The 24750-nt window shown below is 47.0% G+C and carries 22 protein-coding genes; 7 read left to right on the forward strand and 15 right to left on the reverse strand.

Annotation, left to right across the window (positions count from 1 at the left end):
- Positions 1 to 43: 43 nt before the first annotated feature.
- The 4 genes from pssA to FEN17_RS17270 form a co-directional block, all read right to left on the reverse strand.
- The gene (pssA, locus tag FEN17_RS17255; RefSeq protein ID WP_138366565.1) at positions 44 to 745 is read right to left on the reverse strand and encodes a CDP-diacylglycerol--serine O-phosphatidyltransferase; all 702 of its coding nucleotides are present in this window, start codon (positions 743 to 745) and stop codon (positions 44 to 46) included.
- 32 nt (positions 746 to 777) lie between these two features.
- Positions 778 to 1416 (reverse strand): MBL fold metallo-hydrolase, encoded by a 639-nt coding sequence (locus FEN17_RS17260; protein ID WP_138366566.1) that lies wholly within the window; start codon positions 1414 to 1416, stop codon positions 778 to 780.
- A gap of 54 nt (positions 1417 to 1470) precedes the next feature.
- On the reverse strand, positions 1471 to 2181 hold the full coding sequence (locus tag FEN17_RS17265; RefSeq protein ID WP_138366567.1) for a hypothetical protein: 711 nt from the start codon (positions 2179 to 2181) through the stop codon (positions 1471 to 1473).
- 79 nt (positions 2182 to 2260) lie between these two features.
- On the reverse strand, positions 2261 to 2965 hold the full coding sequence (locus FEN17_RS17270; protein WP_138366568.1) for an SAM-dependent methyltransferase: 705 nt from the start codon (positions 2963 to 2965) through the stop codon (positions 2261 to 2263).
- A gap of 76 nt (positions 2966 to 3041) precedes the next feature.
- Here FEN17_RS17270 and FEN17_RS17275 point away from each other — a divergent pair, with 76 nt between their 5' ends.
- Positions 3042 to 3473: a hypothetical protein gene (locus FEN17_RS17275; RefSeq protein ID WP_138366569.1), complete on the forward strand. Its 432-nt coding sequence runs from the start codon at positions 3042 to 3044 to the stop codon at positions 3471 to 3473.
- Here the strand turns inward: FEN17_RS17275 and FEN17_RS17280 are convergent.
- Positions 3466 to 4242, reverse strand: coding sequence for an alpha/beta fold hydrolase (locus FEN17_RS17280; RefSeq protein WP_138366570.1), 777 nt, complete (start codon positions 4240 to 4242; stop codon positions 3466 to 3468). The genes FEN17_RS17275 and FEN17_RS17280 overlap by 8 nt on opposite strands.
- Positions 4243 to 4683: 441 nt before the next feature.
- On the opposite strand from FEN17_RS17280, the gene FEN17_RS17285 reads away from it, so the two are divergent.
- Positions 4684 to 8088 (forward strand): TonB-dependent receptor, encoded by a 3405-nt coding sequence (locus tag FEN17_RS17285; RefSeq protein WP_138366571.1) that lies wholly within the window; start codon positions 4684 to 4686, stop codon positions 8086 to 8088.
- A gap of 70 nt (positions 8089 to 8158) precedes the next feature.
- On the opposite strand, the gene FEN17_RS17290 is transcribed toward FEN17_RS17285, so the two are convergent.
- Positions 8159 to 9046 carry a glycerophosphodiester phosphodiesterase family protein gene (locus tag FEN17_RS17290; protein ID WP_138366572.1) on the reverse strand — a complete coding sequence of 296 codons (888 nt, stop codon included), beginning with the start codon at positions 9044 to 9046 and terminating at the stop codon, positions 8159 to 8161.
- A gap of 11 nt (positions 9047 to 9057) precedes the next feature.
- On the reverse strand, positions 9058 to 9966 hold the full coding sequence (locus tag FEN17_RS17295; protein ID WP_138366573.1) for a patatin-like phospholipase family protein: 909 nt from the start codon (positions 9964 to 9966) through the stop codon (positions 9058 to 9060).
- Positions 9967 to 10179: 213 nt separating this feature from the next.
- On the opposite strand from FEN17_RS17295, the gene FEN17_RS17300 reads away from it, so the two are divergent.
- Both FEN17_RS17300 and FEN17_RS17305 read left to right on the forward strand, forming a co-directional pair.
- Complete coding sequence (locus tag FEN17_RS17300; RefSeq protein WP_138366574.1) at positions 10180 to 11154, forward strand: polyprenyl synthetase family protein; 975 nt, start codon at positions 10180 to 10182, stop codon at positions 11152 to 11154.
- A 97-nt stretch (positions 11155 to 11251) separates the two neighbouring features.
- Positions 11252 to 12628, forward strand: a complete 1377-nt coding sequence (locus FEN17_RS17305) for a leucine-rich repeat domain-containing protein (protein ID WP_138366575.1) — start codon at positions 11252 to 11254, stop codon at positions 12626 to 12628.
- Between the two features lie 3 nt (positions 12629 to 12631).
- Here FEN17_RS17305 and FEN17_RS17310 read toward each other — a convergent pair whose 3' ends face one another.
- The 7 genes from FEN17_RS17310 to FEN17_RS17340 all read right to left on the reverse strand — a co-directional run bounded on the left by FEN17_RS17310 (position 12632) and on the right by FEN17_RS17340 (position 19920).
- Entirely contained in the window at positions 12632 to 14809 is a 2178-nt protein-coding gene (locus tag FEN17_RS17310) for a DUF5916 domain-containing protein (protein WP_138366576.1), read from the reverse strand.
- Between the two features lie 35 nt (positions 14810 to 14844).
- Positions 14845 to 15153, reverse strand: a complete 309-nt coding sequence (locus tag FEN17_RS17315) for a DUF3817 domain-containing protein (protein ID WP_138366577.1) — start codon at positions 15151 to 15153, stop codon at positions 14845 to 14847.
- 81 nt (positions 15154 to 15234) lie between these two features.
- Positions 15235 to 17847: a cytochrome c biogenesis protein CcsA gene (gene ccsA / locus FEN17_RS17320; RefSeq protein ID WP_138366578.1), complete on the reverse strand. Its 2613-nt coding sequence runs from the start codon at positions 17845 to 17847 to the stop codon at positions 15235 to 15237.
- Complete coding sequence (locus FEN17_RS17325) at positions 17844 to 18278, reverse strand: cytochrome c maturation protein CcmE domain-containing protein (protein WP_138366579.1); 435 nt, start codon at positions 18276 to 18278, stop codon at positions 17844 to 17846. Before FEN17_RS17325 ends, ccsA (FEN17_RS17320) begins: the two co-directional genes overlap by 4 nt.
- A gap of 6 nt (positions 18279 to 18284) precedes the next feature.
- Positions 18285 to 18509 (reverse strand): CcmD family protein, encoded by a 225-nt coding sequence (locus tag FEN17_RS17330; RefSeq protein WP_138366580.1) that lies wholly within the window; start codon positions 18507 to 18509, stop codon positions 18285 to 18287.
- A gap of 38 nt (positions 18510 to 18547) precedes the next feature.
- Complete coding sequence (gene ccsA, locus FEN17_RS17335) at positions 18548 to 19219, reverse strand: cytochrome c biogenesis protein CcsA (protein WP_138366581.1); 672 nt, start codon at positions 19217 to 19219, stop codon at positions 18548 to 18550.
- Positions 19220 to 19254: 35 nt separating this feature from the next.
- The gene (locus FEN17_RS17340; protein WP_374756672.1) at positions 19255 to 19920 is read right to left on the reverse strand and encodes a heme exporter protein CcmB; all 666 of its coding nucleotides are present in this window, start codon (positions 19918 to 19920) and stop codon (positions 19255 to 19257) included.
- A gap of 231 nt (positions 19921 to 20151) precedes the next feature.
- Between FEN17_RS17340 and FEN17_RS17345 the strand changes: the two genes are divergently transcribed.
- A complete protein-coding gene (locus FEN17_RS17345) occupies positions 20152 to 20379 on the forward strand; it encodes a FeoA family protein (protein ID WP_138366583.1) in 228 nt (75 codons plus the stop codon).
- 27 nt (positions 20380 to 20406) lie between these two features.
- On the forward strand, positions 20407 to 22530 hold the full coding sequence (feoB, locus tag FEN17_RS17350; protein WP_138366584.1) for a ferrous iron transport protein B: 2124 nt from the start codon (positions 20407 to 20409) through the stop codon (positions 22528 to 22530).
- 206 nt (positions 22531 to 22736) lie between these two features.
- Here the strand turns inward: feoB and FEN17_RS17355 are convergent, their stop codons facing one another.
- Positions 22737 to 24218: an NAD(P)H-hydrate dehydratase gene (locus tag FEN17_RS17355; protein WP_138366585.1), complete on the reverse strand. Its 1482-nt coding sequence runs from the start codon at positions 24216 to 24218 to the stop codon at positions 22737 to 22739.
- 134 nt (positions 24219 to 24352) lie between these two features.
- On the opposite strand from FEN17_RS17355, the gene rplS reads away from it, so the two are divergent.
- The gene (gene rplS, locus FEN17_RS17360; protein ID WP_138366586.1) at positions 24353 to 24715 is read left to right on the forward strand and encodes a 50S ribosomal protein L19; all 363 of its coding nucleotides are present in this window, start codon (positions 24353 to 24355) and stop codon (positions 24713 to 24715) included.
- The last annotated feature ends 35 nt before the right edge of the window (positions 24716 to 24750 follow it).

Consider the following 24750-nt stretch of genomic DNA (forward strand, 5'->3'; position numbering starts at 1 on the left):
TAAACTACAAATTTGCAATAAAATGCTGGTGTAGCAACCGGTATTAAGCTTTTTTTCTGATGTTTTCAATGACAGATAATAGAATATAGGCTACCAGGATCACCGGGACTGCCAGGATTTTGAGTGTCACCAGCAGGATCACCGTAAGAATGATCATCACAAACCGGGCTTCATTACCGCGCCAGCCAAAGTGCTTGAATTTTAAAGCGATGAGCGGCATTTCCATCACCATGAGGTAGGAGAGGACCACGGCCAGGATCAGCAGGCGGTTGGTTTCAATGATAATTTCCTTCCAATAATTGCCTTCAAACTGGATTATTAGCGGCAGGGAAGCGATGAGCATCGCCATAGCGGGCGTAGGTACACCGATAAATGAATCGGACTGGCGGGGATCATTATTAAACTTCGCCAGACGGATAGCCGCAAAAACGGCGATGATAAATGCAGCATATGCTTTCCAGATCCCAAAAAGGTCCGGGATACTCTGCATCAGCATTTGATAAAGGATAATCGAAGGCAGCAGCCCGAATGTGACCATATCGGCCAGCGAGTCGAGGTCTTTGCCGATCGGGGAGCTTACTTTTAATAATCTTGCAAAAAAACCGTCGAGAAAGTCGAAGATCAGAGCGACGCCGATCAGCAGGCAGGAAATGACAAGGTTATTATGAAACGCCTCTACAACACCGACACAGCCACAAAGCAAGTTTCCGCAAGTCAGTGCATTGGGGATATTTTTACGGATCATAAAGCAAGTCGGGTTAGCATTGAGCGCGCAATTTACCTGAAAAACGGATTATTTTTCTTTTCAAATCCAATCGTCGTAGGCTCCATGTGCCCTGCGTACACGGTGTAGTCTTCGGGCAATGTAAATAACTGGGTACGGATGCTGTTCAATAAAGTGCTATGGTCGCCGCCGGGTAAATCCGTCCGGCCAATGCTCATCCGGAACAGTACGTCTCCACCGATCACAAACTTATCTTCCTCGCTCACAAAGGCCACATGCCCCGGCGCGTGGCCGGGGACGAAGATGATTTTCAATGTTGAATTCCCAAATGTTACCGTCTCGCCTTCTGTCAGGTAGTTGTCAATTTCCGGCTCGTCGAAGCCCGAAAAACCGTAGTTCGAAGCGTAAGTTTTAACTGCTTTCAGCAGAGGCTCGTCGAGCTTGTGCAAGGAAAAAGGAATGTCGTACCTTCTTTTCAACGCCGAAATTCCCAGGACGTGGTCAATGTGGGCGTGGGTATTGATAATTCCAACCGGTTTGAGCCCTTGAGTAGCTATAAAATCTGCGAGTTCTTTAAGCTCCTCCCGGTCGTGGCAGCCGGGATCTACGATCAGCGTCTCGCCGGTTTCGTCATAAAGCAAATAGGTATTTTCTGAAAACGGATTAAAGACAAAGCTTTTTACCTGGATCATTCCAATTAATGTTGGTGCGTTGTGAAAGTGCGCGAAGTTACAAAACGCGCCGGTTTAGTTTACCTGTAATTCGGTGAGTCTGGCCGTGATCCGGTTGTAATAAAGCTTGGTAAGACCTTCATAACCCGAATCTGTGCCTACGAAAAGCCAGATCACACCCTGCGGATCGGCTTTTACGGTAAATGGTTTTCCACCATTGGATCTTTTTACCAGTGCATATTTCGTGTCTTCGCGCTCATTGGCCACATTGCCCAGTATGATAGCGTCTTTTCCTTCCTGCGACTGCGCACCTTTGTCCAGGGCGAATTCGTAAAATTTGTTCACCAGTTTTACCGAAGGCTCCGTGCCCGATGCCCCCGCCTTTAAATACACCGAGCTGCCCGGAGAACCGCCTGTGCCAAAGCTGTTTTCAGGATAGTTGGTGCCAAGGTTAATGTCAAAAACCACCTCATAAGTCCCATTTGCAACGAAGCCAGTCACTTTTTTCTTTAAATACATAAACATGTCGTCGCTCCCGTTCATACCCTGCAGGACGAATGCGTGCTGGGTGGTATCCAGACCAGGGGGCAGTGAGGTGCGGCCAGACCGTAAGACTAATGAAGCCGTGTCGGTTTCGGAAGAATATTCCGAGAAGGCTGCACTCCATCCGTCGAGCGACTTTTCGAAGTCGGAATCTACTGTGGTGATGGCATCGAGTCCGTCGTTATTGCAGGCGGATAGAAAAGCAGTCAATGCTACACCTGCACACAAGATCCATTTTTGCATGGCTTAAAAAGTTGGTTGAATAAATGTTGGTTATCGAGGTCAGGATGGCATTTGGTGGGTGAAAGTTGGAAACAAGCTTTTAGCCAATGATAAAAATGGTCGGTTTCTTATGAAGATCAGGCAGGTTAGCTTTCCAGCTTTTTACGGTGCGGGTTTTGATCATTTCGTCCGCAGCCGTTACATTACAGGCGATGCAAACCAGCGTATCCGGCATGCAGGTTTCCAATACAGCTTCTAATAATTGATTATTCCGGAAAGGCGTTTCCATGAAAATCTGGGTCTGCTGTTTTTGCCTGGCGTCCCTTTCCAGCGTCTGGATCGCCTTTTTGCGCAAAGCCTTGTCGATAGGTAAGTAGCCGTGAAATGCAAAAGATTGTCCGCTCGTCCCCGACGCCATCAATGCCAGCAAAATCGAAGATGGCCCAACCAGCGGCACTACTTTCAGTCCCAACTGGTGCGCAATCTGCACGGCCGCTGCGCCAGGATCCGCCACGCCCGGGCAGCCTGCTTCCGAAATGATACCGGCGTCTTGCCTTAGGTTTTTCAATGCTTCCCAGGTGATTGACTCGGGCGTGTCTTTGGTAAGCTCGATAAACGTCAGGTTATCAATCACTTTGCCGAGTTTCAGGCTGCTGATGAAGCGCCGGGCCGTGCGCACATTCTCTACAAAGAACACATCCAGCCGGCTAATCGCCTCCCTGATCTGCGGTCCTATCACCCGCTCCTGGGTGTCTTCCGCGAGGATCGTCGGGATCATGTATATCGCTATACCCGGTTCATTCATAGGTATTTGTAAATTATTTTTTTGTTCCAACCAAAAGAGCAGATTCTTACTCTACGGTTTGTAAATAACAAGAAAAATGAAAAGGCTTTTATACTTACCACTTTTCCTCACACTATTTTTTGCCTGCAAAAAGGACAGCATGGATAGTGCTTATGACGCCGCAAACATTCAAACAATCGCCGGCCCCTGGCGGTTGGTAGAAGTTGAAAAAACTTCACTTGCCAACCAGCGTTTTTGGGAGAAGGTACCCGCAAACCAATCAGACACATTGGTTTTCCGAAGCGACGGCGTTATTTTGAACGGGGACGGCACACCCAGGTGTTGCGCACCAAATTCGCTGCTGATCAACGGGGCCATCATGGAAATTAAACCGCAGAGCGCCATACCCGCCAATCCCATTTGCTTTTATGTCAGTTGCGTTAACTGCCCTACCTGGGAGCTTACCTGGACCGACGACACGCTGATTATTTCTTCCTGCCTAAGCGGGCGCACCAAATATGTCAGATAACCTCGTCGAGGAATTTGAATAAAACAGTAACAAATTCCCTGGGCTGCTCAGCCTGCACCCAATGTCCGGCATCCGCAATGGTTTCCAGCCGTGCATTAGAAAAAATATCCTGAATCCCTTCCAGATCATCGTCCAGAATGTAGGTCGATTTTCCGCCCCGGACGAAAAGTGTCGGGGTTTCTATCCTGCTTTCCGATTTGATCTCCGCGCCTACATTCGACATATCTTTTGTAAGCAAAGCCAGATTAAACCGCCAGCCAAAACCGCCTTCATCTTTTCTGTACAGGTTTTTTAACAAAAATTGCCTCACCGAGAGGATCGGCTCATATTCGCTCAAAATCTCGTCGGCCTGGGTACGGCTCTCGATTTTGTCTATCGGGATCGCATTCAATCCCTGTAAAATCCTGGCGTGATGGATCGGGTAAGCTTTCGGGCCGATGTCAACCACCACCAGCGCGTCGTAAGTGCCGGGATAGGTTACAGCATACTCCATGATGGTTTTCCCGCCCATCGAATGTCCAACCAGCACTGGTTTTTCCAGCTGATGTTCGGCGATGAATTCTCTTAAATCTTCCGCAAAAGCCGGAAATGCAAGCGGCTCCTGGTGCGGCGACCGGCCGTGGTTTCGCTGATCTACTAAGAAGACGCGGTATCCGTGATCGGCGATCGTTTTGCTGATCCCCAGCCAGTTATCCAGCAGGCCGAACACGCCGTGCAGGATAATCATAGGTTTTCCGCTCTCTCCGATTTGTTTGAAATTAAGCTGCATAAAAATGGGATTGAAAGAAGCCGGGCATCCGGATTTTTAGTAATCCTTCCCCGCTTTACAACAACAAAGTTGGGCGGTAATTTCCCCAAAGCAACAAACGCCGCCGGGAAATTTAACAATTACATAATCTGCCAGATTTCCGCTGATCAATTTATATCAAAGAAATTCTACGAAAGCCTCGTTTTTCGAATAAAAACAGGGTTACAACGAACTGGTGATTTATTATGCTTTTTTAATAATTTGATAATCTTCAAAATATTGAAGTATTGGTATAGAATTTTAGATTATTCCAACAGATCAGTCAGTTACGATGAGTAGCATTGCATTTTAGTTAGATTTTGGTTTTTGCTTCTGAATTAAAAAACCTATTATTTTGCAACAAATATTTATTCATCGGTACCGATGATCCTACCAATATTTACAAACCAAATCACCAAATTTATGAAAAGGAAAAGTTTACTTTTCAGGGCAGCGTTTCTGGCGCTGACCGCACTCCTATTTTCGTTCTTCGGGCCTGACGCAAAGGCGCAGGTAACTTCATCGACAATCACGGGTAATGTTACGGACAGCAAAGGGGAGTCTCTGCCCGGCGCAACCGTAGTTGCAGTACACGTACCATCCGGCACTAAGTACGGTTCCATCACCAACGAAAAAGGCTTGTACACCATCCCTGCGGTTCGCGTGGGCGGTCCTTATTCGGTTACCGTATCATTCGTTGGTTTTCAGGACCAGGTGAAAGACAACATTTTTGCTGAGCTGGGTTCTACTTCTGACGTCAGCTTTAAAATGGTGGACGGCAGCACTGACCTGAAAGAAGTGGTGGTATCCACGGCCAGAAGCGACGTTTTCAGCTCTGACAGAACCGGTGCTTCAACCTCATTCGGCCGCGAGCAGATCAATACGACGCCGACAATCGGCCGTACCCTCAGCGACATTACGAAATACAACCCTTACTCAAACGGACAATCGTTTGCAGGTCAGGATGCGCGTTTTAACAACATTACTATTGACGGTTCTGTTTTTAACAACGGTTTCGGTCTGGGCAACTCTGCTTCGGCGGGTGGACGGACCGGTACAACAGCGGTTTCACTGGACGCCCTTGACCAGGTTCAGGTAAACGTAGCACCATTTGACGTTCGCCAGTCTGGCTTTACAGGTGCTGGTATTAACGCGGTAACTCGCTCGGGAACCAACGAACTATCGGGTTCTGCCTACACACTTTTCCGTAATAATGACCTGGTAGGTAAAGATGGAAATGGCGGACAGAAAATTACTCCTGCACCGAACGTAAAAGAAAACACTTACGGTTTCCGTCTGGGCGGTCCGATCATTAAAAACAAGTTGTTCTTCTTTATCAATGCAGAACACTTTAAGAGCAGCACGCCTGCTTTGACCTGGTCTTTGGATCGCGGAACAGCAGGTACCAACATATCGCGTGTGACTTTGGCTGATCTGCAGGACCTGAGCCAATTTATGCAAACCAACTTCAACTACAACCTGGGCGCGTTGGACGGTTATAACAATGATGTAAAAAGTACAAAAGGCCTGATCCGTCTGGACTACAACATCAATGACCATCACAAACTATCGGTTCGTTACTCGCACCACGACTCAGAGTCTGGGCAGATTATCAGTAACAGTAACAGCTCAAACACGGCTGGTAATGGTAACCGTAACAACAGCGGCCTGGCAATTTCCGGCGAAAACACTGGTTACCTGATCGCGGATAACACGCGTTCGGTTGCAGCGGAATTAACTTCCAACTTCGGCGGTAAATTTGCAAATGACCTGGTGGTAACCTACAACAAACAAATCGAAGACCGTACCTACAAAACTTCGCTCTTCCCGACCGTTGATATTTTAAAAGACGGAAGTACTTACACCACGGTAGGTTTCGACCCTTTTACGCCGAACAACAAGCTGAACTATTCGACTTTCAACATTACGAACAACCTGAGCTACTTTGCCGGAAAACACACATTCACATTCGGTGTGGTTTACGAGCATTTTACTTCAAACAACGTGTTCTTCCCATCGTCGAATGGAGTCTATGTGTATAACTCTATCGATGATTTCAAAACTGCTGCGCTGGCTTACAAGAACAACCCGAACGCTACAACTTCCCCAGTCTCGGTTGCACGTTATAACCTGCGTTACTCATTGCTGCCAGGCGGCGGCGAGCCTTTGCAGACTTTGAAAAGAGATTTGTATAGTGCTTATGTACAGGATGAATTCCAGGCGACGCCTAACTTCAAAATTACCGCCGGTATCCGAGGCGACGTATTTGCTTACGACAATTCAACAGCAAAGGATTTTGAAAACCCGGTTGTAGCCGCAATGACATTCAGGGATGAAAATGGCCAACCTTACAAAGTGAGTACCGGCACTTTCCCTAAAACCAGATTGCTTTTATCGCCACGTATCGGTTTTAACTGGGACGTAGCGGGCGACAAAACAACCCAGGTGCGTGGTGGTACCGGTCTTTTTGTTTCAAGAATTCCTGAGGTGTTGGTTTCTAACCAGCTTGGTAACAACGGTGTTAACACCGCGGTGATCAGTGCTCAGAATACGACTGATTATCCATTTACGCTGGATCCAAGTCGGTTTGTTCCAAACCGTGACTCTGTTGATATCACAAAGTTGCCTCCGTACGTAATCAACGCTTCCGACGCTAACCTGAAATACCCGCAAATTTGGAAGTCAAACATTGCGGTGGATCAGAGACTTCCTTTCGGCTTCATCGGAACAGTTGAGTTTATCTATAACAAAACATTGAACGGTCTGCGTTACATTGATGCCAACCTGAAATCGCCGGACCGTAGCTTCGTAGGTCCTGATGGCCGTCCGCGTTTCCCTGCATCGGGTGTAGTAAGTTCTGGTAGCGGCGCCAATAACACCATCAACCAGGCTCGTTTTATCAATCCGAACATTTCGAACGTATTCGTTTTGAAAAACACCAAAAAAGGTAACTCTTACATTGCCACTGTGAAATTGGAAAAACCAGCTTCGAAAGGTCTGGGTGGATTTGTTTCCTATACTTATGGTCAGGCCAAAGACATTGCTTTTGTAGGAAGCACAGTTCAGGCCAACGTTCCGACTTCGACCGGACAGAACTATTTACCGCTGACTTATTCGGATAACGATTTGCGTCACCGCATCGTAGGTCTGGTAAACTATCGTCTTAATTATGGTGGAAAATTCGGCGGATCAACGGTATTTACACTGGCAGGGGTTTCTACAAGCGGCCAGAAAATTTCTTATACGCTTAACCAGGATTTGAATGGTGATGGTCAGAATTCCAATGATTTGATTTACGTACCAAGAAATGCTTCCGAGTTGACATTTGTTCCGTTGACAGTAGGTACCGGCGCTAATGCGGTGGTTTACTCTCCTGAGCAGCAACAAGCTGCATTTGACCAATACATTGCTGGTAATGACTACCTGAAAACACGTCGCGGAAACTATGCAGAGCGTAATGGTGGCGCTTTCCCATGGCTGACCCGTTTTGACCTGACTGTGATCCAGGAATTCTACGTAGCAGTTGGTAAAAAGCAAAAAAGAAATACGATCCAGCTTCGTGGCGACATTTTGAACGTGGGTAACCTGATCAACGATAAATGGGGATTGGGTAACCTGGCTACTGCTTCCAGTTCAAGCGGGATTTCTAACCCTCTGGCGCTGGCGAGTGTCTCGGCTGATGGTGTACCACAATACCGCATTGCTACTCAGACTATCAATGATGGCGGTGTGAGCAAGACGATCCTTTTGAGAGATTCATTTACGCCAAACGTCAACGTGAACAGCGTATGGCAGGCGCAAATTGGTCTGCGTTATATCTTCAACTAATCTGATTGAAGTTCAGAAATTGAAAGAGCCCGGTTTCTGACCGGGCTCTATTGTTATGTTAGGGTTTTTACTAATCCTTTTTTTGGAAAATACTTTGTACCAAAACCGGATTATCGGTGCAGATAATGTCGGGGCCACTCGCCGCAATTTTTTGGTACAAAGGTTTTGAAATATCCGCTCTCAATGTATCAATGTTCCCATTTGTACCGAGGGACGAAATGACATTCAGCGCATGAATTTTATCATAAAAAGATTTGTCCTGCAACTCACGCGGCGTCAATGCTACCAAACTTTCCATCGGCAAGCCCGATTTCTCCACATCCGTAATTAATTCTTTGGTATTAAAACCAACCGCCAGCATTAAGTCCGGCGCCAGCTGGTGCGCCATCCTGGCCTCACCGATCGAGTAACATATAAGCACTGACTTGCTGATGTTACCTGTCGATTTCAGCATTTCCACGGTTTTGCGAATGTTGGTTTCCGGCTTTTTATCGACGATTAAAATCAAATTTTTGGTTTTGCTCCAAGTCAGCAATTCCTGAAATGTAGGTATTGGATATTCCGTCACCGTACCCTGGGAATCTTTCAGCTTCAACTGGCTCGCGTCTTCCCAATACATTTTGCTGAGCAGCCCTTTTCCGTTTGTTTTAAGGCTCAGATCGTCGTCGTGAGAAATGACCAGCAGGCCGTCGGCAGTAGTTCTTACATCGAATTCCAGCATGACGCAGGGGACTTGCTCGTAGGTTCTTTCAAATGTCGCCATGCTGTTTCCCGGAAAACCATCTTCGGTACCGCCCTGGTGCGCCATAATGATCGGCATTGACCTATTTGCGGGTTTCAGATAAGCTTTTAATGTTCCGGTTTTGGTAAAATTACAGGGACCGATATTTTTCTGGGCAAATGTCATGTGCATCGCAATCACGCCGGATGCGATGAGTAAGGCTGTTTTTAGCTTCATAAATATTGATTTTACTCGGAGACCTTTTCTTTTTTCAAAATCGATTCCATCCCCGCACGGTAACCCTCAATGATGAGCCTGGAAATGTCGTCGGAATTGAAACGCTGCAAATCCAGGAATAGCGGCGCATTCGGCCGGATTACGATCAGTTTCATAGGCTTACCCCGCAATGTTGATCTATCGACGTACGACTCGGCCCAGCCAATGTTATTGTTCACGATCTGGTTCACCGTAATGTCCCGCACGCGCTCGATTAAGGTGATCAGGTTTCGGGTATTCAGTTCTTCGGGTTGATATAATAAAGGTGAGTGGCAGGCGATCAGCACAATTTCCGTCGCGCCGTCCTCGATTGCCTGGCGGATCGGCGCTACCTCTCGCAGACCGCCGTCGAGGTAAAGCTGGCCTTCGATTTCTATGGCGGGCATCAGCATCGGGATGGATGAGCTGGCATACATAAAGTCCACGTAATGCTTGTCCGAGGTCGATACATATTTGATTTCGCCGCTGCCTATGTTCACAGCGCCTACTTTCACTTTGACGGGTGTATTAGCTAAATGGTCATCGCTCAAATGTTTGCGGATCAGCTGGTGGAGTGGGAGCGGGTCCACAATGCCATCGAACCGGCTCATTAATGTGTTCATGCCCAGCATGACGCGCGAGCGGAGCATAGAAATGTCCTGGGGCTGGGTAATGTTCTTGATCCAGAATTCGAGCAGCCGGCGGCTGGCCAGCGACCATTTTACCTCTTTATTTTCCTCCATCTGCCTGCCGGCTTCGTTGGCCAAAAAAGTGGTATTCAATGCGCCGACGGAAATTCCGTAAATCATTTCAGGCTCAAACCCGTTTTCCAGCACTGCCTGGATCACGCCAACCTGAAAAGCGCCTTTCATAGATCCTCCCCCGAGGACGAGTGCTTTCATTTGTTAATAATTGAATGATTGAATGTTGACTCCTCTCACCCTTTCTCTTAGCCATAATCTTAAACATTTTCGGACTAAAATTGGTATAAACAGAAGATTTTATTCCAAATTTGAGAATCCGACTTCAGAAGTGTTCCAAATACAAACTGTATACCTGCGCTCACCAAAAGTCCTTTTAATATCAGGGGGAAATTTGTTGCCCCTAACATTCATATGACCCTTTCAATAAAGGATATTCAGGCGCCGATCTCCGATGAAATGAAGGCCTTCGAGCACAAATTTCGTCAGTTTATGAAAAGTGATGTAATGCTGCTGGACCAGATTATGAATTACATCATTCGCCGGAAAGGTAAGCAGCTGCGTCCCATGTTTGTCTTTTTATCCGCCGGCGTTTGCGGCAACATTACCGAGTCGACACACCGGGGCGGGGCTTTGATAGAACTTTTGCATACTGCCACATTGGTCCACGACGACGTGGTGGACGACTCCAACTACCGCCGCGGCTTCTTCTCCGTCAATGCTTTATGGAAAAATAAAATCGCTGTGCTCGTAGGAGATTACCTGCTTTCCCGCGGCCTGCTTTTATCTGTTGATCATCAGGAATTTGACATTCTTAAAATCGTCTCGACTGCCGTACGGGAATTGAGTGAGGGTGAGTTATTACAAATTGAAAAAGCGCGGAGACTGGACATTAATGAAGAGGTATACTACCAGATTATCCGCCAAAAAACCGCGTCGTTGATCGCCTCCTGCTGTGCTGTGGGTGCAAGCTCGGTGGGAGCGGGCGAGGAGATGGTCAAAAGAATGCATGCATTTGGAGAGAAAGTCGGTATGGCATTCCAGATCAAGGATGATCTTTTTGATTATGGTGAAGACGAGATCGGAAAGCCGCTGGGGATTGATATCAAGGAAAAGAAAATGACATTGCCGCTCATTTATGCCTTAAATCGCGCTCCCTGGCTGGAAAAACGTCGGATCATCAACATTATCCGCAATGAAAGTCACAAACCCAAAAAAGTGACGGAAGTAATTGACTTTGTGAAACAATCTGGTGGGCTGCAATACGCGCAGGAGGTCATGCAGCGGTATGTGGAAGAAGCCCGCAGCCTGCTCGCCGATTTTTCCGATTCCCCGCACAGAAGATCGCTCGAACAACTCGTTCAGTACACGATCGAGCGTAGCAAGTAACATTTACAGATCACATAGCAAATTCTTTTTTATATAAGTAAGTATAATAATATGACTAAGCTCTTAGTTGTATAATTATCAACTTAGTTATCTAGCTATGAGACTTCCTGCAACCATCTTACTCACGCTGATTTTCCAGGTATCCTTCGCCCAGATGCGCGTGATCTGGCAAAAAGATCTGAAAACCGAGGGTATCGATCACCTAAAACTTACCCAGCAGTTCGACGGACCCAATACCGGATTCACCCAGCCCGTTTTAGACCAGTTTGGAAAAACCATGGATGCCACTTTTCCGCCAAAATTTAATGCGGGAATTATGGTTTTTGCCCAGTTTTATATCAATGTCTCGGGTACGATAGATTATCTGATATTGGACCTGCAAGCTGAGGAGGGCTATAACATGGATTCGCTGAGAAACCATGCAACCGATTCTTTCCGAAAGAATCTGGAAGGGTGGAAGTTACCCAAGGCGCCCGAAAAGCCTTTTTTTCTGGCGACTATGCGACAGGTAGGGAAGCAAATTATCCGGCGGGAAGTAAAGAAATCGGATAGTGCGGTGATCGATGTAAAAACGGCTATCGCGATCCGGGACACATTGAAGATCAAGTATCTCTATCTCAATCAGCTGGAATTGACAGCGTTGCCGAATGTGATTTACCGTTTTCCAAACCTGACGGAGCTTCACCTTGGTGGCAATGAATTCAAGGAAGCGTCGATCGATCTAAGAAGGTTTCCGAGGCTCAAACAGCTGCACCTGCAAAACAACGAGCTTACAAACAAGAGCCTCAAATTAACCGAAAGTTCGTCGCTGGGCCTTCTGAATTTGAAGGAGAATAAATTTACTGACGTCCCCGATGCCGCGCGGAAATGTAAGAAGCTGGAAAGTCTCTGGCTCGGTGGAAATGTGCTAACCGGACTTTCAAACGCCAGTTTTAAAGGTTTTAAAAGACTCCGCGACCTGAATTTTTACAAATCTGACATTGCTATTTTACCCAAAGGTATCAAGAAACTGCGGAGGCTGGAAGTGCTGGATTTGTATTACAACAAGCTGGAAACATTACCCAAAACAATCACAAAGTTGAAGCGCCTGACACATTTCGCGGTGTCGTATAATCAGATCGCGGCGCTGCCGGAAAAGATCAGCCGGCTGAAAAATGTGCATACCCTGTACGCGCACCACAATCATCTGAGCAATTTGCCTGATAACATTGTGCAAATGAAAAACCTGCGGATCCTGGATCTCGGCTACAACTGGTTTACCAATTTCCCGCCTGAGCTGACGGCTTTTACCAACTTGCAGGAGCTGGATCTTTCATCCAATAACTTCCCTGAATTTCCGGAGCAGCTTTTGAAGATTAATCAGCTGGAAAAACTGTATCTCCGCGGCAATCCTTTTGTGACCGAAAATACCGAGAAAAAGTACGGCCAGCAGCTGGGTTTGCTGAAAAGCAAGAACATTGAAGTGTTTTATTAAAACTTACAAATTCAGCCAGTAAGTAAATTTCAACACGATCGCGCGGTTTTTAACACGCATGTTTTCAGGCAAATAGTTGTCGGTGTAGACGATAAACAAATCAGAAGCCGGTTTGTAGCGCCACTGCAAACGTGCATTCAGGTTAATGTTATCGGCCTGGTTGTTGTACTGCATGAATGTCGTGAAAAACAGCGAGTTGGTGAATGTTACATCCACCCGTGGGCCAACGAGCCAGAGCTGCGTGCGCTTCCAGGGCTCGGGAAGGCGGATATCATTGTAGTTGGCGGCCATCGTGATCGCTACATAAGGCTGGACGCGGTAGCCGAGCTCAGCCCGCAGGTTGTTCCGGTGACCGTTTTGGTAATAACCTCCAAAAAGTCCGGAAGCGAGAAAAGTCAGGCTATTTTGTGGACCTGAAACAATGTCAAAACCTGCTGATTTCCACTTATGTTCGCTGCCGGTTGGTAATCTGTCTTTGCCAAGGTTGGTCGGGTCAAAAGGGCTTAGCAGGCGGACGTAATTTTCGGCCCCGTAAACCGAAATCGTCGCGCGGTTGATGAAGTTAATGTTGTAGGAAAGGATAAACTCTCGGTCGCTGAGGTCGAATTTTTTGTCCCAATACGTATTGTTGACTAGCTTCGGGCCGTGGCTGATGATCCTCGGATCTTTGATAAAAAACAGGTAACCCACATTCGGGCTGATCTTGTAGTAACCCATCCGCACCGCATTTGGTACATATCCGACTTCTGCGTTATAATTTTTTCCAACATATTCGTGCTGCCACTGCCAGAAGAAATTAGCCCGGTTGAATTTCAGATCGGCTGCGTGCGTGAAATCGTCTCCCGACTTTCCAGGGGTAAATGATTTTAAAACCATCACTTTTCCCGTCCATAAATTTTTCGCGCTCGCGAGGTTGAATTCGGCCCCAATGTTGCGGTTATAGCGGTTTGTAGCGGCGTGGCGGTCGAGCGAATAGTTGGTTGCATCTTTATTGACAAAAATAAAGCGGACATTCGAGCGGGCGAGAAGCTGCCGCTGTAATGCAAAAACGGCGTAGTTATTTCTTGGCGTCAACGTATCGGAAGAGCCGGTTTGCACATCGAGAACCCCGATCCGCCAGTTTTTATTGATCTTTCCGCTCATCCTCGCACCAAACTGGATCGGTACCCCCAAACCAATGCGCCGGGAGAAAAAAGGGCGAATGGTAGCGTACCCGAAGTTGGCGAAAAGGTCAGCGTTTTCGAGAAAAAACTGTCGCCGCTCCGGAAAGAAGAGCTCGAAACGGTTGAGGTTGGTTTGTTGTACGTCAACATCGACCTGAGAAAAATCAGGGTTTACTGTTAAATCCAGGTTCAGCGAAGGCGTCAAGCCGATCTTTACATCGCCACCCACAGTAGGTTTATATTTCGCCGGCGTATCGTTAACGTGGTCTTTCGTCATTTTCATCGCGGCATAAGGGATCACCGAAATGTTCGGACCGGGATTGGGCGGCGGAACGTCCCAAACCAGCACGCCGGTATAAGCCAGCGAAGCCGACGGAAATTGCCGCGGCACCGGCGCCCAGGATGATTTCTCAGAAATGGTCAGATCCTGGCGACTGAAATTGATCCCCCAGCGCGTAATCCCCGGTTTGTAGCGGATACTTTTAAAGGGAATCGCAGCTTCCCAAACCCATTTATCATCATCGTTTTTAACAGAACTCACCCACTTATTATCCCAGCTCAGATCCACCGTACCGCCATCGCCCTGCTGCCCGTCCCAGGGAGCGCCGGCTGCATTGGCACCGAATGAAAAACCGTTCGTTTTGTCGTCAAATGTGTCCATGAAAAGCAGGAAGTTGTCATTTTTTCCAAATGAAAAATCCCTTTTCAGTGACTCGACTACCAGCGAACCTTTGATGACTTTGTGGTTGATAACCAGAATGTAAAGGTTGTTTTTATCGTAGCAAAGTTTCACATCCGTGAGCGACCTGGAAAAGCTGGTGTCCATCGGCGTGATCATGAAAAAATCCTTGGCGGTTTCGGCAGCATTCCAGGCCGGATCGTCACCGATACCGTCGACGGTCAGCGGAGAAACCGCCTCGTGGATGTGGTATTGGTAGCTTTCGTTGGGTTTTTGTGCAAAACCTTTTAAAATAATGAGGCAAAAAAAGAGTGGGGTCAGGGTAAAAATTCGGCGCACTTGGATCGGGTATAGGGGTGTCAGGGAATGTAATGTTACGCTTGCTCGCGCTTGAACCAGCGGGCGTCGGCGTAAAATGTGCCGAAAGGAACCAGCGAGGCAAAGAAGGAGAGTATTGATTTTTTAAAAGGCCAGCTTTTTTCGATTGCAACCTGCACCAGGAGAATCACAAATAAAACAAACAGTACGCCATGCGCCATACCCACCACGCGAACCGCCTGCGGAAGTCCGGCGAGATATTTGAGCGGCATTGCAATGCCTAACAGAACCAGGAATGAAACACCTTCCATAAAAGCCACGATACGGAAACGGCCGAGGCTGGATTTGATCAGTTCGGAAATCATTGGAGAGTACTAAGAAATGAAAGTGATTGATTGTAAAGATACATATTAAAAAAGGTCCAGTTGAAAACTGAACCCTTTGTTTTAGACCGTCTGAACCTTCGGCTTTACTTTCGCCTGGCCGGTAGGTTGATTTTCCTTGTTTCGCATTTTGATAAATTCCTTGAAGCGCCGCACCGTCGCCAGGATGAAACCGATTACGAGCACGAATGTGCCTAGCCAGAGAATGTTGATCAGTGGCTTTTCAGTGGCTTTCATGACAATGAAATCGCGCTGGGTGGTATTGACGCCAAATGTGAATTTGCCGGTCTGCGGGTTGATTTCCTGAAACTGGATGCGCATGCCCAATTCGTTGCTGACTTCCGGTTTGCGCGCCACCATCCGGTCGCGGATCACAAAAGATGGGGTGATGACAAATTCTTTATCATTATCAAGAATGCGGATAATCGCTTTCACGGCCGCATCGCCTTCATTCAGTTTTACACCTTCCACATCGTCTGTCCTGACAACATTATCAAGAATCGCTACGTAGTCATTCACGAAAAAGGTATCCCGCAGGTTGACCGTGAAATTTTCGGTCTGGCTCCAAACCGGCTCCGCATTCGGGTTGGTTACCATGGAAACGTAGGTGTACAAGTCCTTATCCACTTTCCGCTGAATGTCCGGCGACGAAACGATCCCGCCCATTCTCGGATTCAGCTGAACACGCGGGAATAAGGTAAATATCTTGCCAGAAGGCTCGCGGTAATCGATTTCGTAGTAGAAGTTTTCAGGGAAAATCTCAATGGTATCTCCCTTTGAATTGTATTTCTGGTTGTTCACCACAATGTCGCGCAAGGCTACCGCGTGGAAATCACCTTCCACAATGTCTACCCAGCTTTTCGGAATGTAGCCCGGAATGTGGCGCGGCTCCACCCGTACATCGCGCCAGGTAAGCATGTAGTCGCCCATTTTTTCGGGCTTATTGAGCCAGAGGGTGATGTTTTCCTTGTTTTCCTTATTGTCGTTGTTGGTAAATTCCTCGCTCCGGGAAATCATCAAGCCCGAATTATTGATCGAAACGACTTTGGTATAAGCCGAAGAAAACAGGATCCCAACCAGCATCAGCGCCACGCCAATGTGCGTAATCGCGCCACCGGAGAGGTTATAGTTACCACGGATAATGTTCAGTAAAATGGTACCGTTGGCGACAATCGCAAAAATCGAGGTAGTGAGCAAGACAATGTATTGAATGTCCTTCACGCCTTTGAAAGTGATCACCGCCGCGCTGATCAATAAAGTGATTAAAAGCGGATTGTATAAAGCCTGCAAGTTGCCTTTACCCACTCTTTTCCACCAGAAAAACTGCCCGATACCAGTCAGGACAATGATCAGGGAGAAAAACCATAGCTGGAATTTATTATAATGCCCAACCTGATCGGCTGGCAATGCCATGTTCAAAACAGTACCAAATGCTTCCGCGATTTTATTGTAAACCGGGATCGAAGTGGTGGCCAAAATCTGGAATCCGGAAAGACAAAGTACGGTGGCACCGATGAAAATCCAGAATTCCTGGGAGTATGTCGAAACTTCTTCTTCGTCGGTCGGCAACATTTTCCAGCGGTAAACCAGCAAGCCGATCGCCACGACAGTAAATGTTCCCAGGTAAATCAAAAGCTGACCCGAAAGTCCTAAATCTGTAAATGAGTGTACCGAAGCATTTCCCAAAACCCCGCTCCGGGTCATGAATGTGGAGTAGAGGATGAGGATAAATGTGGCGATCGTGAGAATAAAGGCCGTTTTTAATGCCGTCGCATTTCTCCGACCGATGATCATCGTATGCACCGCCGCTACCAAAACCAGCCAGGGTACGATAGAAGAATTTTCCACGGGATCCCAGTTCCAGTAGCTGCCGAAGTTCAATGTTTCATAAGCCCAGTAGGCGCCCATTAAAATACCCACACCCAAGACCATGGAAGAAAACAAAGCCCAGGGCAAAGCAGGACGAATCCACTCCTGAATTCTTTTAGTCCACAAACCGGCGATCGCGAAGGAAAAAGGAATCAATGTTGTAGCGAACCCGAGGAAAAGGGTAGGCGGGTGGATCACCATCCAGTAGTTCTGCAAAAGGGGGTTCAAACCGTTCCCGTCTTTTGGAATAAAATTCGGGTCCATTTTATAAACCGGCAGGTCGGGCATTACTTCTTTTAAAAGCAAAAATGGCGTCGAGCCGATTTTCAGGTCAAGTCCGGGGATAACAACGCCCAGAATCATGGAAGTCAGAAAAGCCTGCACCAAAGCAAAAACCGTCATCACCGGCGCTTCCCAGGAGCGGTTTGTGAAGATTAAAACACAACCTAAAATGGTATTCCAGAAGATCCAGAGCAAAAAGCTACCTTCCTGATCCTGCCAGAAACTGGAAATGGTATAACCCGTCGGCAGAGAAAGTGAGGAGTTTTTCCAGGCGTAATGATATTCAAAATAATGGTTTCCAATGATCCAGTACAGCGAGAAAACAATCCCGATCACCGCCGCTACGTGAATGTAAAATACGATCCGCGCGAATTTCTTCCAGGTCAATGTTTCTTCAACAGTCCCACCTGCGAGCGCGCCCCGGGCAATGCCGGATTTGAAATAAGCAAATGTTGCTACGAGGGCTGTAACAAATGCAATGATGATCAGCAGGTGTCCTGCACTTCCTATCGTACTGTGGATCATGATTTTGCAGCAGTATGTTCAGTGGTTTCCATTTTGCCGTTCTCATATTTGGAAGGGCATTTCATCAATATTTTCTCAGCGGAAAAAGTCCCGTCCTTGATTTTTCCCACCACCACTACCTGCTCGGATTTGTCAAAATCCTGTGGTTTGGAGTTCCTGTAAATGACTTGCTGCTCCACATTATTATTGTCTACCAATGTGAAAACGAAATAGTTGGGGTCGATCTCGGGCTGGTATTTCATATCCACGATCTGCCCCATACCGTCTTTTTTGAGTTTCCCTACCACGTGAATGCTCTCATTGTCGCCATCCTGCGCCATTTCTTTGGCTTTGGTAAAATCAACATAAGTACTGGCATCGCCGGCGGTAGAAACAATGATACCAATCGCCACGGCGATGATCACTAACCCGAAAATTTGTATCTTCTTCATGGTGGATTACTTGATATTTAAATCTTTTTCAATCTTTTTCAGCTTCGAATCAATCCGCAGCATATTCACTGCAATCCCTGCAAAAATGACGGCTACCACTGCGACAACCACCCAGATTTTGCCATCTGCACGCAGCTTGTCGGCCATTTCAACGGAATCTCCCGCTGCCTGCGCAAACAGGTTTTCACTTAACAAAAGAAGGATGAGCAAAAGGGGATATATTCTTTTCATTGTATTTTGAACCAACTAATTCGTAACGAAATTTTAACTTAAAATGTTTGGGTTTCTTCTCTCACACGGTTAATCCGCTTCATTCTGATCCTTAATTCGGCCAGCCAGAGTCCAAGCAAAATGTAACCGATCACCGCCGGATAGAATACTTTCCGAATATTGTTATCGAAATCGTAAGAGCCGAATGTGCTGTTACCGCCGCTACCCGGGTGAAGTGAATCCGTCAGTCTTGGGAGAATGTAAATGATCGGGATAAAAACGGCAAATGCAAAAATGTTGTAAACCGAAGAAATCCGCGCGCGGCGCTGCTCATCTTCAAAAGAAGTCCGCAGTAGCAGGTAGGCCAGGTAAATCAGGATACCGACGGCTGCACCATTGAGTTTTGGATCATTCGGCCAGGGATCGCCCCAGGTATAATTGGCCCAGATAGAGCCGGTTAGGCAGCCCAGGATCCCGAAAAAGATAGCAGATTTCGCCAGCTCACTCGCAATGTCGTCGTCGCCGATTTTTCCTTTATTCAAATATTTTACCGAAAATATCATCGAGACAAACAGCAGGAATGTCATCGCCAGCCAGAGCGCTACGTGGTAGTAAGTATTGCGGATACTTTCATTGATGATAGCAAGGTGGGGTACAGGCCCCATAAATCCCATCACGATCACGTAAAAAATGATCACAATGCACAGGATTTTCCACCAGATCTTTCTCATTTTTAATCTTTTACTTTAAAAAACAAATCGGCCTTTCAGCTTCTCCACAAATAAGGAAAAAGCAAAAAGCTCAGGGTTATTACTATGAGATCAATGGATAATAGTGTGCTGATTTCGTCCGAGCTGACCGACCAGTCGAGCCCGTCCAATGCATTTTTCGACAATTTGATCGTCATTAAAAGCATGGGCAAAATGATTGGAAAACTGAGTACCGCCATCAAGGTGGCGCTGTTATCGGCCTTGGAAGCAATGCCGGCTACCAATGTTAACACCGAGGCAAAACCCAGGGAGGCGAGTAAAATGCAGATCGCAAATAACGTCATATCACCCACCGGATTGCCCATCACAAATGCATAGAAAATAAATCCCATCGTCGACAACATGATCATAATGAACGAGTTGTAAACGATTTTGGAGATAATAATGGCCTGCGGGCTGCAAAGATTGTAGTAGTATAAAAGCCGGCCGTAGCGTTCCTGAGAAAAACTTTTAGCGATGGCATTGACCGCTGTGAAAAGCAAAATGATCCAGAATAAGGTGTTCCAGACGATCGGGGTAAGCTGGTTTCTGCGTAGGTTGAAGCTGAGATAGCAGACAAAAACGGTGCTGACAACATATAGTAACATTCCGCTCAGCGCATATTTCTGACGCCATTCCAATGTTACTTCTTTCCAGATAAGGGTCTTGATCTCGTTCAAAATACTGGATCGCCTATCGGCAGTCGGCTTCGGTTGAGGAAGGAAGATCCAGGCGTTTACCAGAGACCTTCAAAGCTGCAAAAATACGATGGAAAGCCTCAGGAAAATAATAAAACGGAAAGGTTTTTAACTGACCGGCGTCACCATTTGAAGAATTCGAAAAGCGAATGTTTGATTTCCGGCAAGAGAATGCTTTATTTGTAGCTTAAATAAACTGAGTCTAAATAAGAGCGTATGTCAGCCCATACAGTTTCCAAACTTCGAAAAGGCGAGAAAGGGGTCATCAAATCGTTTTCAGATCAGGCTATGTCGCTCAAATTGCTGGAAATGGGATGTCTGCCGGGCTGTGAGGTGCGGCTGGATGCCATCGCGCCTTTCGGCGATCCGATATGTATCAATGTAGGTGGATGTTATAGTTTGTCGTTGCGGCTCAATGAGGCGTCGGTTATCGAGTTAGAGTAGGGTACGTTCCGTTTACAAGCTTTTCCATTGAAACAAGGAAATATAAAAGTTGCGCTGGTAGGTAACCCGAATGCCGGCAAATCCACATTATTCAATTCCCTCACCGGTTTACGTCAGAAAACCGGAAATTTTCCGGGTGTCACCGTAGAGAAAAAATCAGGAACATTCCGGATCGCAGGCATCGATGCTCCCGTTACATTGGTCGACTTGCCGGGAACTTACAGTATTTATCCCAAATCAAAAGACGAGGCGGTGGTCATGGATATCCTGGCCAACCCCAAACATCCCGATTTTCCGGACGTGGTGATCGTTGTTGTCGATGCCTCGAACCTGCAAAGAAATCTCCTGCTTTTCACCGAAGTTAGCGACCTGGGGCTTCCCTGCGTGATGGCATTGAATATGCTCGATGTGGCGCAGAGCATGAATTTAACGGTGAGTGCGGTGCAGCTTGCCATGCAGCTGAATGTGCCGGTAGCCAGCATCAATGCCCGGACGGGTGTGGGAATCGACAAGCTCAAAGAGGCGGTGAAACAACTTTTAGAGGTGCAGAAAAAGCCGGAGCTGCGGTATTTTTATGAGCCCAAAAAAGAGGAAATTGCCCTGATAGGGGAGGTGAAGCAAATCTATAATCTTCAAAATGACTACGTAGCGCTGCAATATGTCTGTCAGCACGATAATTTTTCCTTTCTGGAACAACCCGCACGGACAAGGCTGGATAAGTTGATTGAAAAGTACGGTTTCGATGAAAATCATTTTCTCGCCACCGAAACCGTTGCGCGGTATGAGAAAATCAAGCCGATTGTTTCCAAAGCCGTAAAATCTTCCGGCGCTACCGAGCAGCCTTACTGGACGCGCAAGCTGGATAGTATTTTGCTTCACCGGGTTTGGGGATATGTGATTTTTGCGCTGGTTTTACTGCTTGTTTTTCAGGCTATTTTCAGCTGGGCTACATTCCTGAGCGATATTGTCGATGGCGGCGCGGCGCAGGGTATCGAGTGGGTCAAATCTGTTTTGCCGGAAGGTGTTTTAAATGATCTTATTACCGACGGAATCCTGGCCGGCGTAGCAGGTATCATTGTATTCATACCGCAGATCGCGATCCTTTTTGCATTGGTTTCCATTTTGGAGGAATCGGGTTATATGGCGCGGGTGATGGTGATTATGGATAAATTAATGCGTCGGTTCGGGCTAAATGGCCGCAGCGTGGTGCCGTTAATTTCCGGCGTAGCCTGCGCAGTTCCAGCGATTATGACCACCCGCAGCATCAGCAGCCGGTACGAAAGGTTGCTGACGATATTGGTCACACCATTAATGAGCTGCTCCGCGCGCCTCCCGATATATACGATCCTGATCGCGCTGGTGGTACCCTCTACCCAGGTTCTGGGTTTTTTCAGCTTGCAGGGGCTGGTTTTGTTCGGATTATACTTCCTCGGACTTTTTGGCGCGCTGGCATCGGCGTGGCTGCTTTCTCTTTTTATTCCAAGAAACGAGCCGAGTTATTTTATGCTCGAAATGCCTTCCTACAAGCTGCCGCGCTGGGGACATGTCGGTTTTATGATGTATGAAAGTGTGAAATCTTTTGTCCTGGAAGCCGGAAAAGTAATTATGGCGATATCGATCGTGCTCTGGGTGCTGTCATCTTATGGCCCTGGCGATCGGATGAAAAAGGCTGAGCAAACTACTTTGACAAAAATGTCAAATGCACCGCAGGAAGAAGTGGATGCAGCGGTAGCTTCCGCCAGACTGGAAAATTCTTACGCCGGACAATTCGGACATTTCATCGAGCCGGTGATCCGACCGCTGGGCTATGACTGGAAAATCGGCATCGCTTTACTGGCATCTTTTGCCGCCCGGGAAGTTTTCGTAGGTACCATGGCGACGATTTACAGCATCAGCGGAGATTCGGAAGACGTCCCGACTGTGAAGCAGCGACTTTTGCAAGAGAAAGATCCCGAAACCGGCGCCCCGATGTTCTCCGCAGCCGTATGCGCGTCACTCTTAATGTTCTACGTCTTCGCCATGATGTGCATGAGCACCATCGCCGTAGTCTACCGCGAAACCCACGGCTGGAAATGGCCTTTGATACAGCTGGCCTACCTCATGGTACTGGCATATGGGGCGGCTTTTGTGGCTTATCAATTGTTTAGTTGAAACAGAGGTATGTCGGCAGATGTTAGTTTGCCCTTACTTTCCGATAGCTGGATAGCAGCATCAAGATCAACTTGTATATCCAAGTTGAAGTGACTTAGACTAACATTCTTAGGCATATCTTTTACATAGAAAACCTCATCTCGCTTGTTGACCAAGCTCTTTCTTTTTTTGTCTTTAAATGCCATAGCAAAAAGTAACATTAAAATTTACCAGCCCAAACAATCAACAACGTCCGAGGCAATCAACGCACTCTGACCCTTCCTTTCCGCTGCCCTATCCCCGGCCAATCCATGCTGATAAACTGCCAAAACTGCCGCATCAGCAGGTTCATATTTTTGGGCTAAAAGTGCTGTTACTATCCCCGTCAAAACATCGCCTGTGCCGCCGGTAGCCATGCCTGGATTTCCGGTGGAGTTGAAATGTACTTCGCCGGAGGGCAGGATTACAGCAGTATTTGCACCTTTCAGGCAAATGATAACTTTGTGTTTTTTAGCGAAATCCCGGGCTATTTCCAGTCTTTTGTATTCATTTTCGCTGTCGCCCGCCAGTCGCTGAAATTCCTTTGGGTGCGGGGTTAAAACGGTATTTTCAGGGAGCTTCTCATATAATGTTTGATCCTGAGATAACAGATTCAATGCATCCGCATCGATCGCCAGCGGCGCTTTTACGATTTCGAGCAGGCTTTTCAACATTGCCGCCGTTTTGGAGTCCTGCCCGATTCCGGGCCCGATACCGATCGCAGAATAGCTGTCGAGCTCGGGCAATGCTGTATTATGTTTTGGATCGCTATCTGTAATCGCCATCGCCTCCGGGATGGAAATTTGAATGATCTCATAGCCACATTCCGGCAAATGCATGGTCAGTAGACCGACGCCAGAGCGTAAACAAGCTTTTCCGGACAAAACCGCCGCGCCCATTTTACCATAACTCCCCGCAATCAGCAGCGCGTGGCCGAATGTGCCTTTGTGCGAGAATTTTTCCCTGGGTTTAATGATCGCCTCCGCAGCTTTTTTATCCGTATAATAAAAAGGTGTCTCCGCATTTTGGATGAAATCTCCATTCAAACCGATATCCACCACAAACCACTCTCCCGTAAACTTGGCATTCTGTGGCAGCATGAAGGCCAATTTGGGAAGCTGAAATGTGACCGTACAATGCGGTTCAATGATGATATCTTCCTTTTGATTAGGCTGATCGGCATACAAGCCGCTCGCAATGTCAATGGAAATCAGCTTATTGGGCAGCGCATTTAACTTTTTTATTATTTCTGCTAGAAAACCTTCAACTGGCCTTGACAAACCTGAACCGAGCAGCGTGTCAATGCAAACGACATTAGGCGTGACCTCTGGGAAGTCATCGACCGACGATAATGTTTGCGCTTTTAAATGTGCATCCAGCCTGTCGAGGTTACTTTTAAAATCTTCCGAAGCGTGATCTGTGTAATTGATAATAGAAACCGAAACATCGTAGCCCTGAATGCTGAGGATCCGAGCCACGGCCAGTCCATCGCCGCCATTATTTCCTTTTCCGCAAAAGATATGTACCGGTCTGGTGTTGACAAAATGATTGGTAAACCATCCCACAAATGCATTCGAGGCGCGTTCCATCAAATCGAGCGAAGATATTGGCTCGTTTTGGATCGTGTAGGCGTCGAGTTCACGGATCTGTGTGACATTCAATATTTTCATTACGCTTCTGCTTTTACTTAAAGGGAAAAAATCTTAGCTTTGCACTCGTTTTCGCAAAGGCTGTTTTGAATGAAGGGGCGTCACCCCATCCGCTGGAAGCAAGCTATCATTTTAATCCATAAAAAGCACTCGTCATGAGCGAACTTATTAAACTCGTTGAAGCTACGATTGAAAATCGTAAATCCGAGTATCCTGACTTTGGGTCAGGCGACACGATCAATGTACACGTTAAGATCCGTGAAGGTAACAAAGAGCGTATCCAGCAATTTCAGGGTACTGTTATGCAACGTCGCAATCTTAGCGGAAGCGGAGAGACTTTCACAGTGCGTAAAATTTCGAACGGTATCGGTGTGGAACGTGTTTTCCCGATCCTTTCGCCAAGTATCGCAAAAATCGAATTGATTCGTCGCGGTAAAGTGCGTCGCTCACGTTTGTTCTTCTTACGTGGCCGTCAAGGCAAAGCCGCTCGTATTAAAGAGCTTAAAGTTTCGAAATAAGAAATTTCTTTTTCGGAAATTCCATTTCGGACAAA

Source organism: Dyadobacter luticola (genome assembly GCF_005860805.1).
Taxonomy (GTDB): domain Bacteria; phylum Bacteroidota; class Bacteroidia; order Cytophagales; family Spirosomataceae; genus Dyadobacter; species Dyadobacter luticola.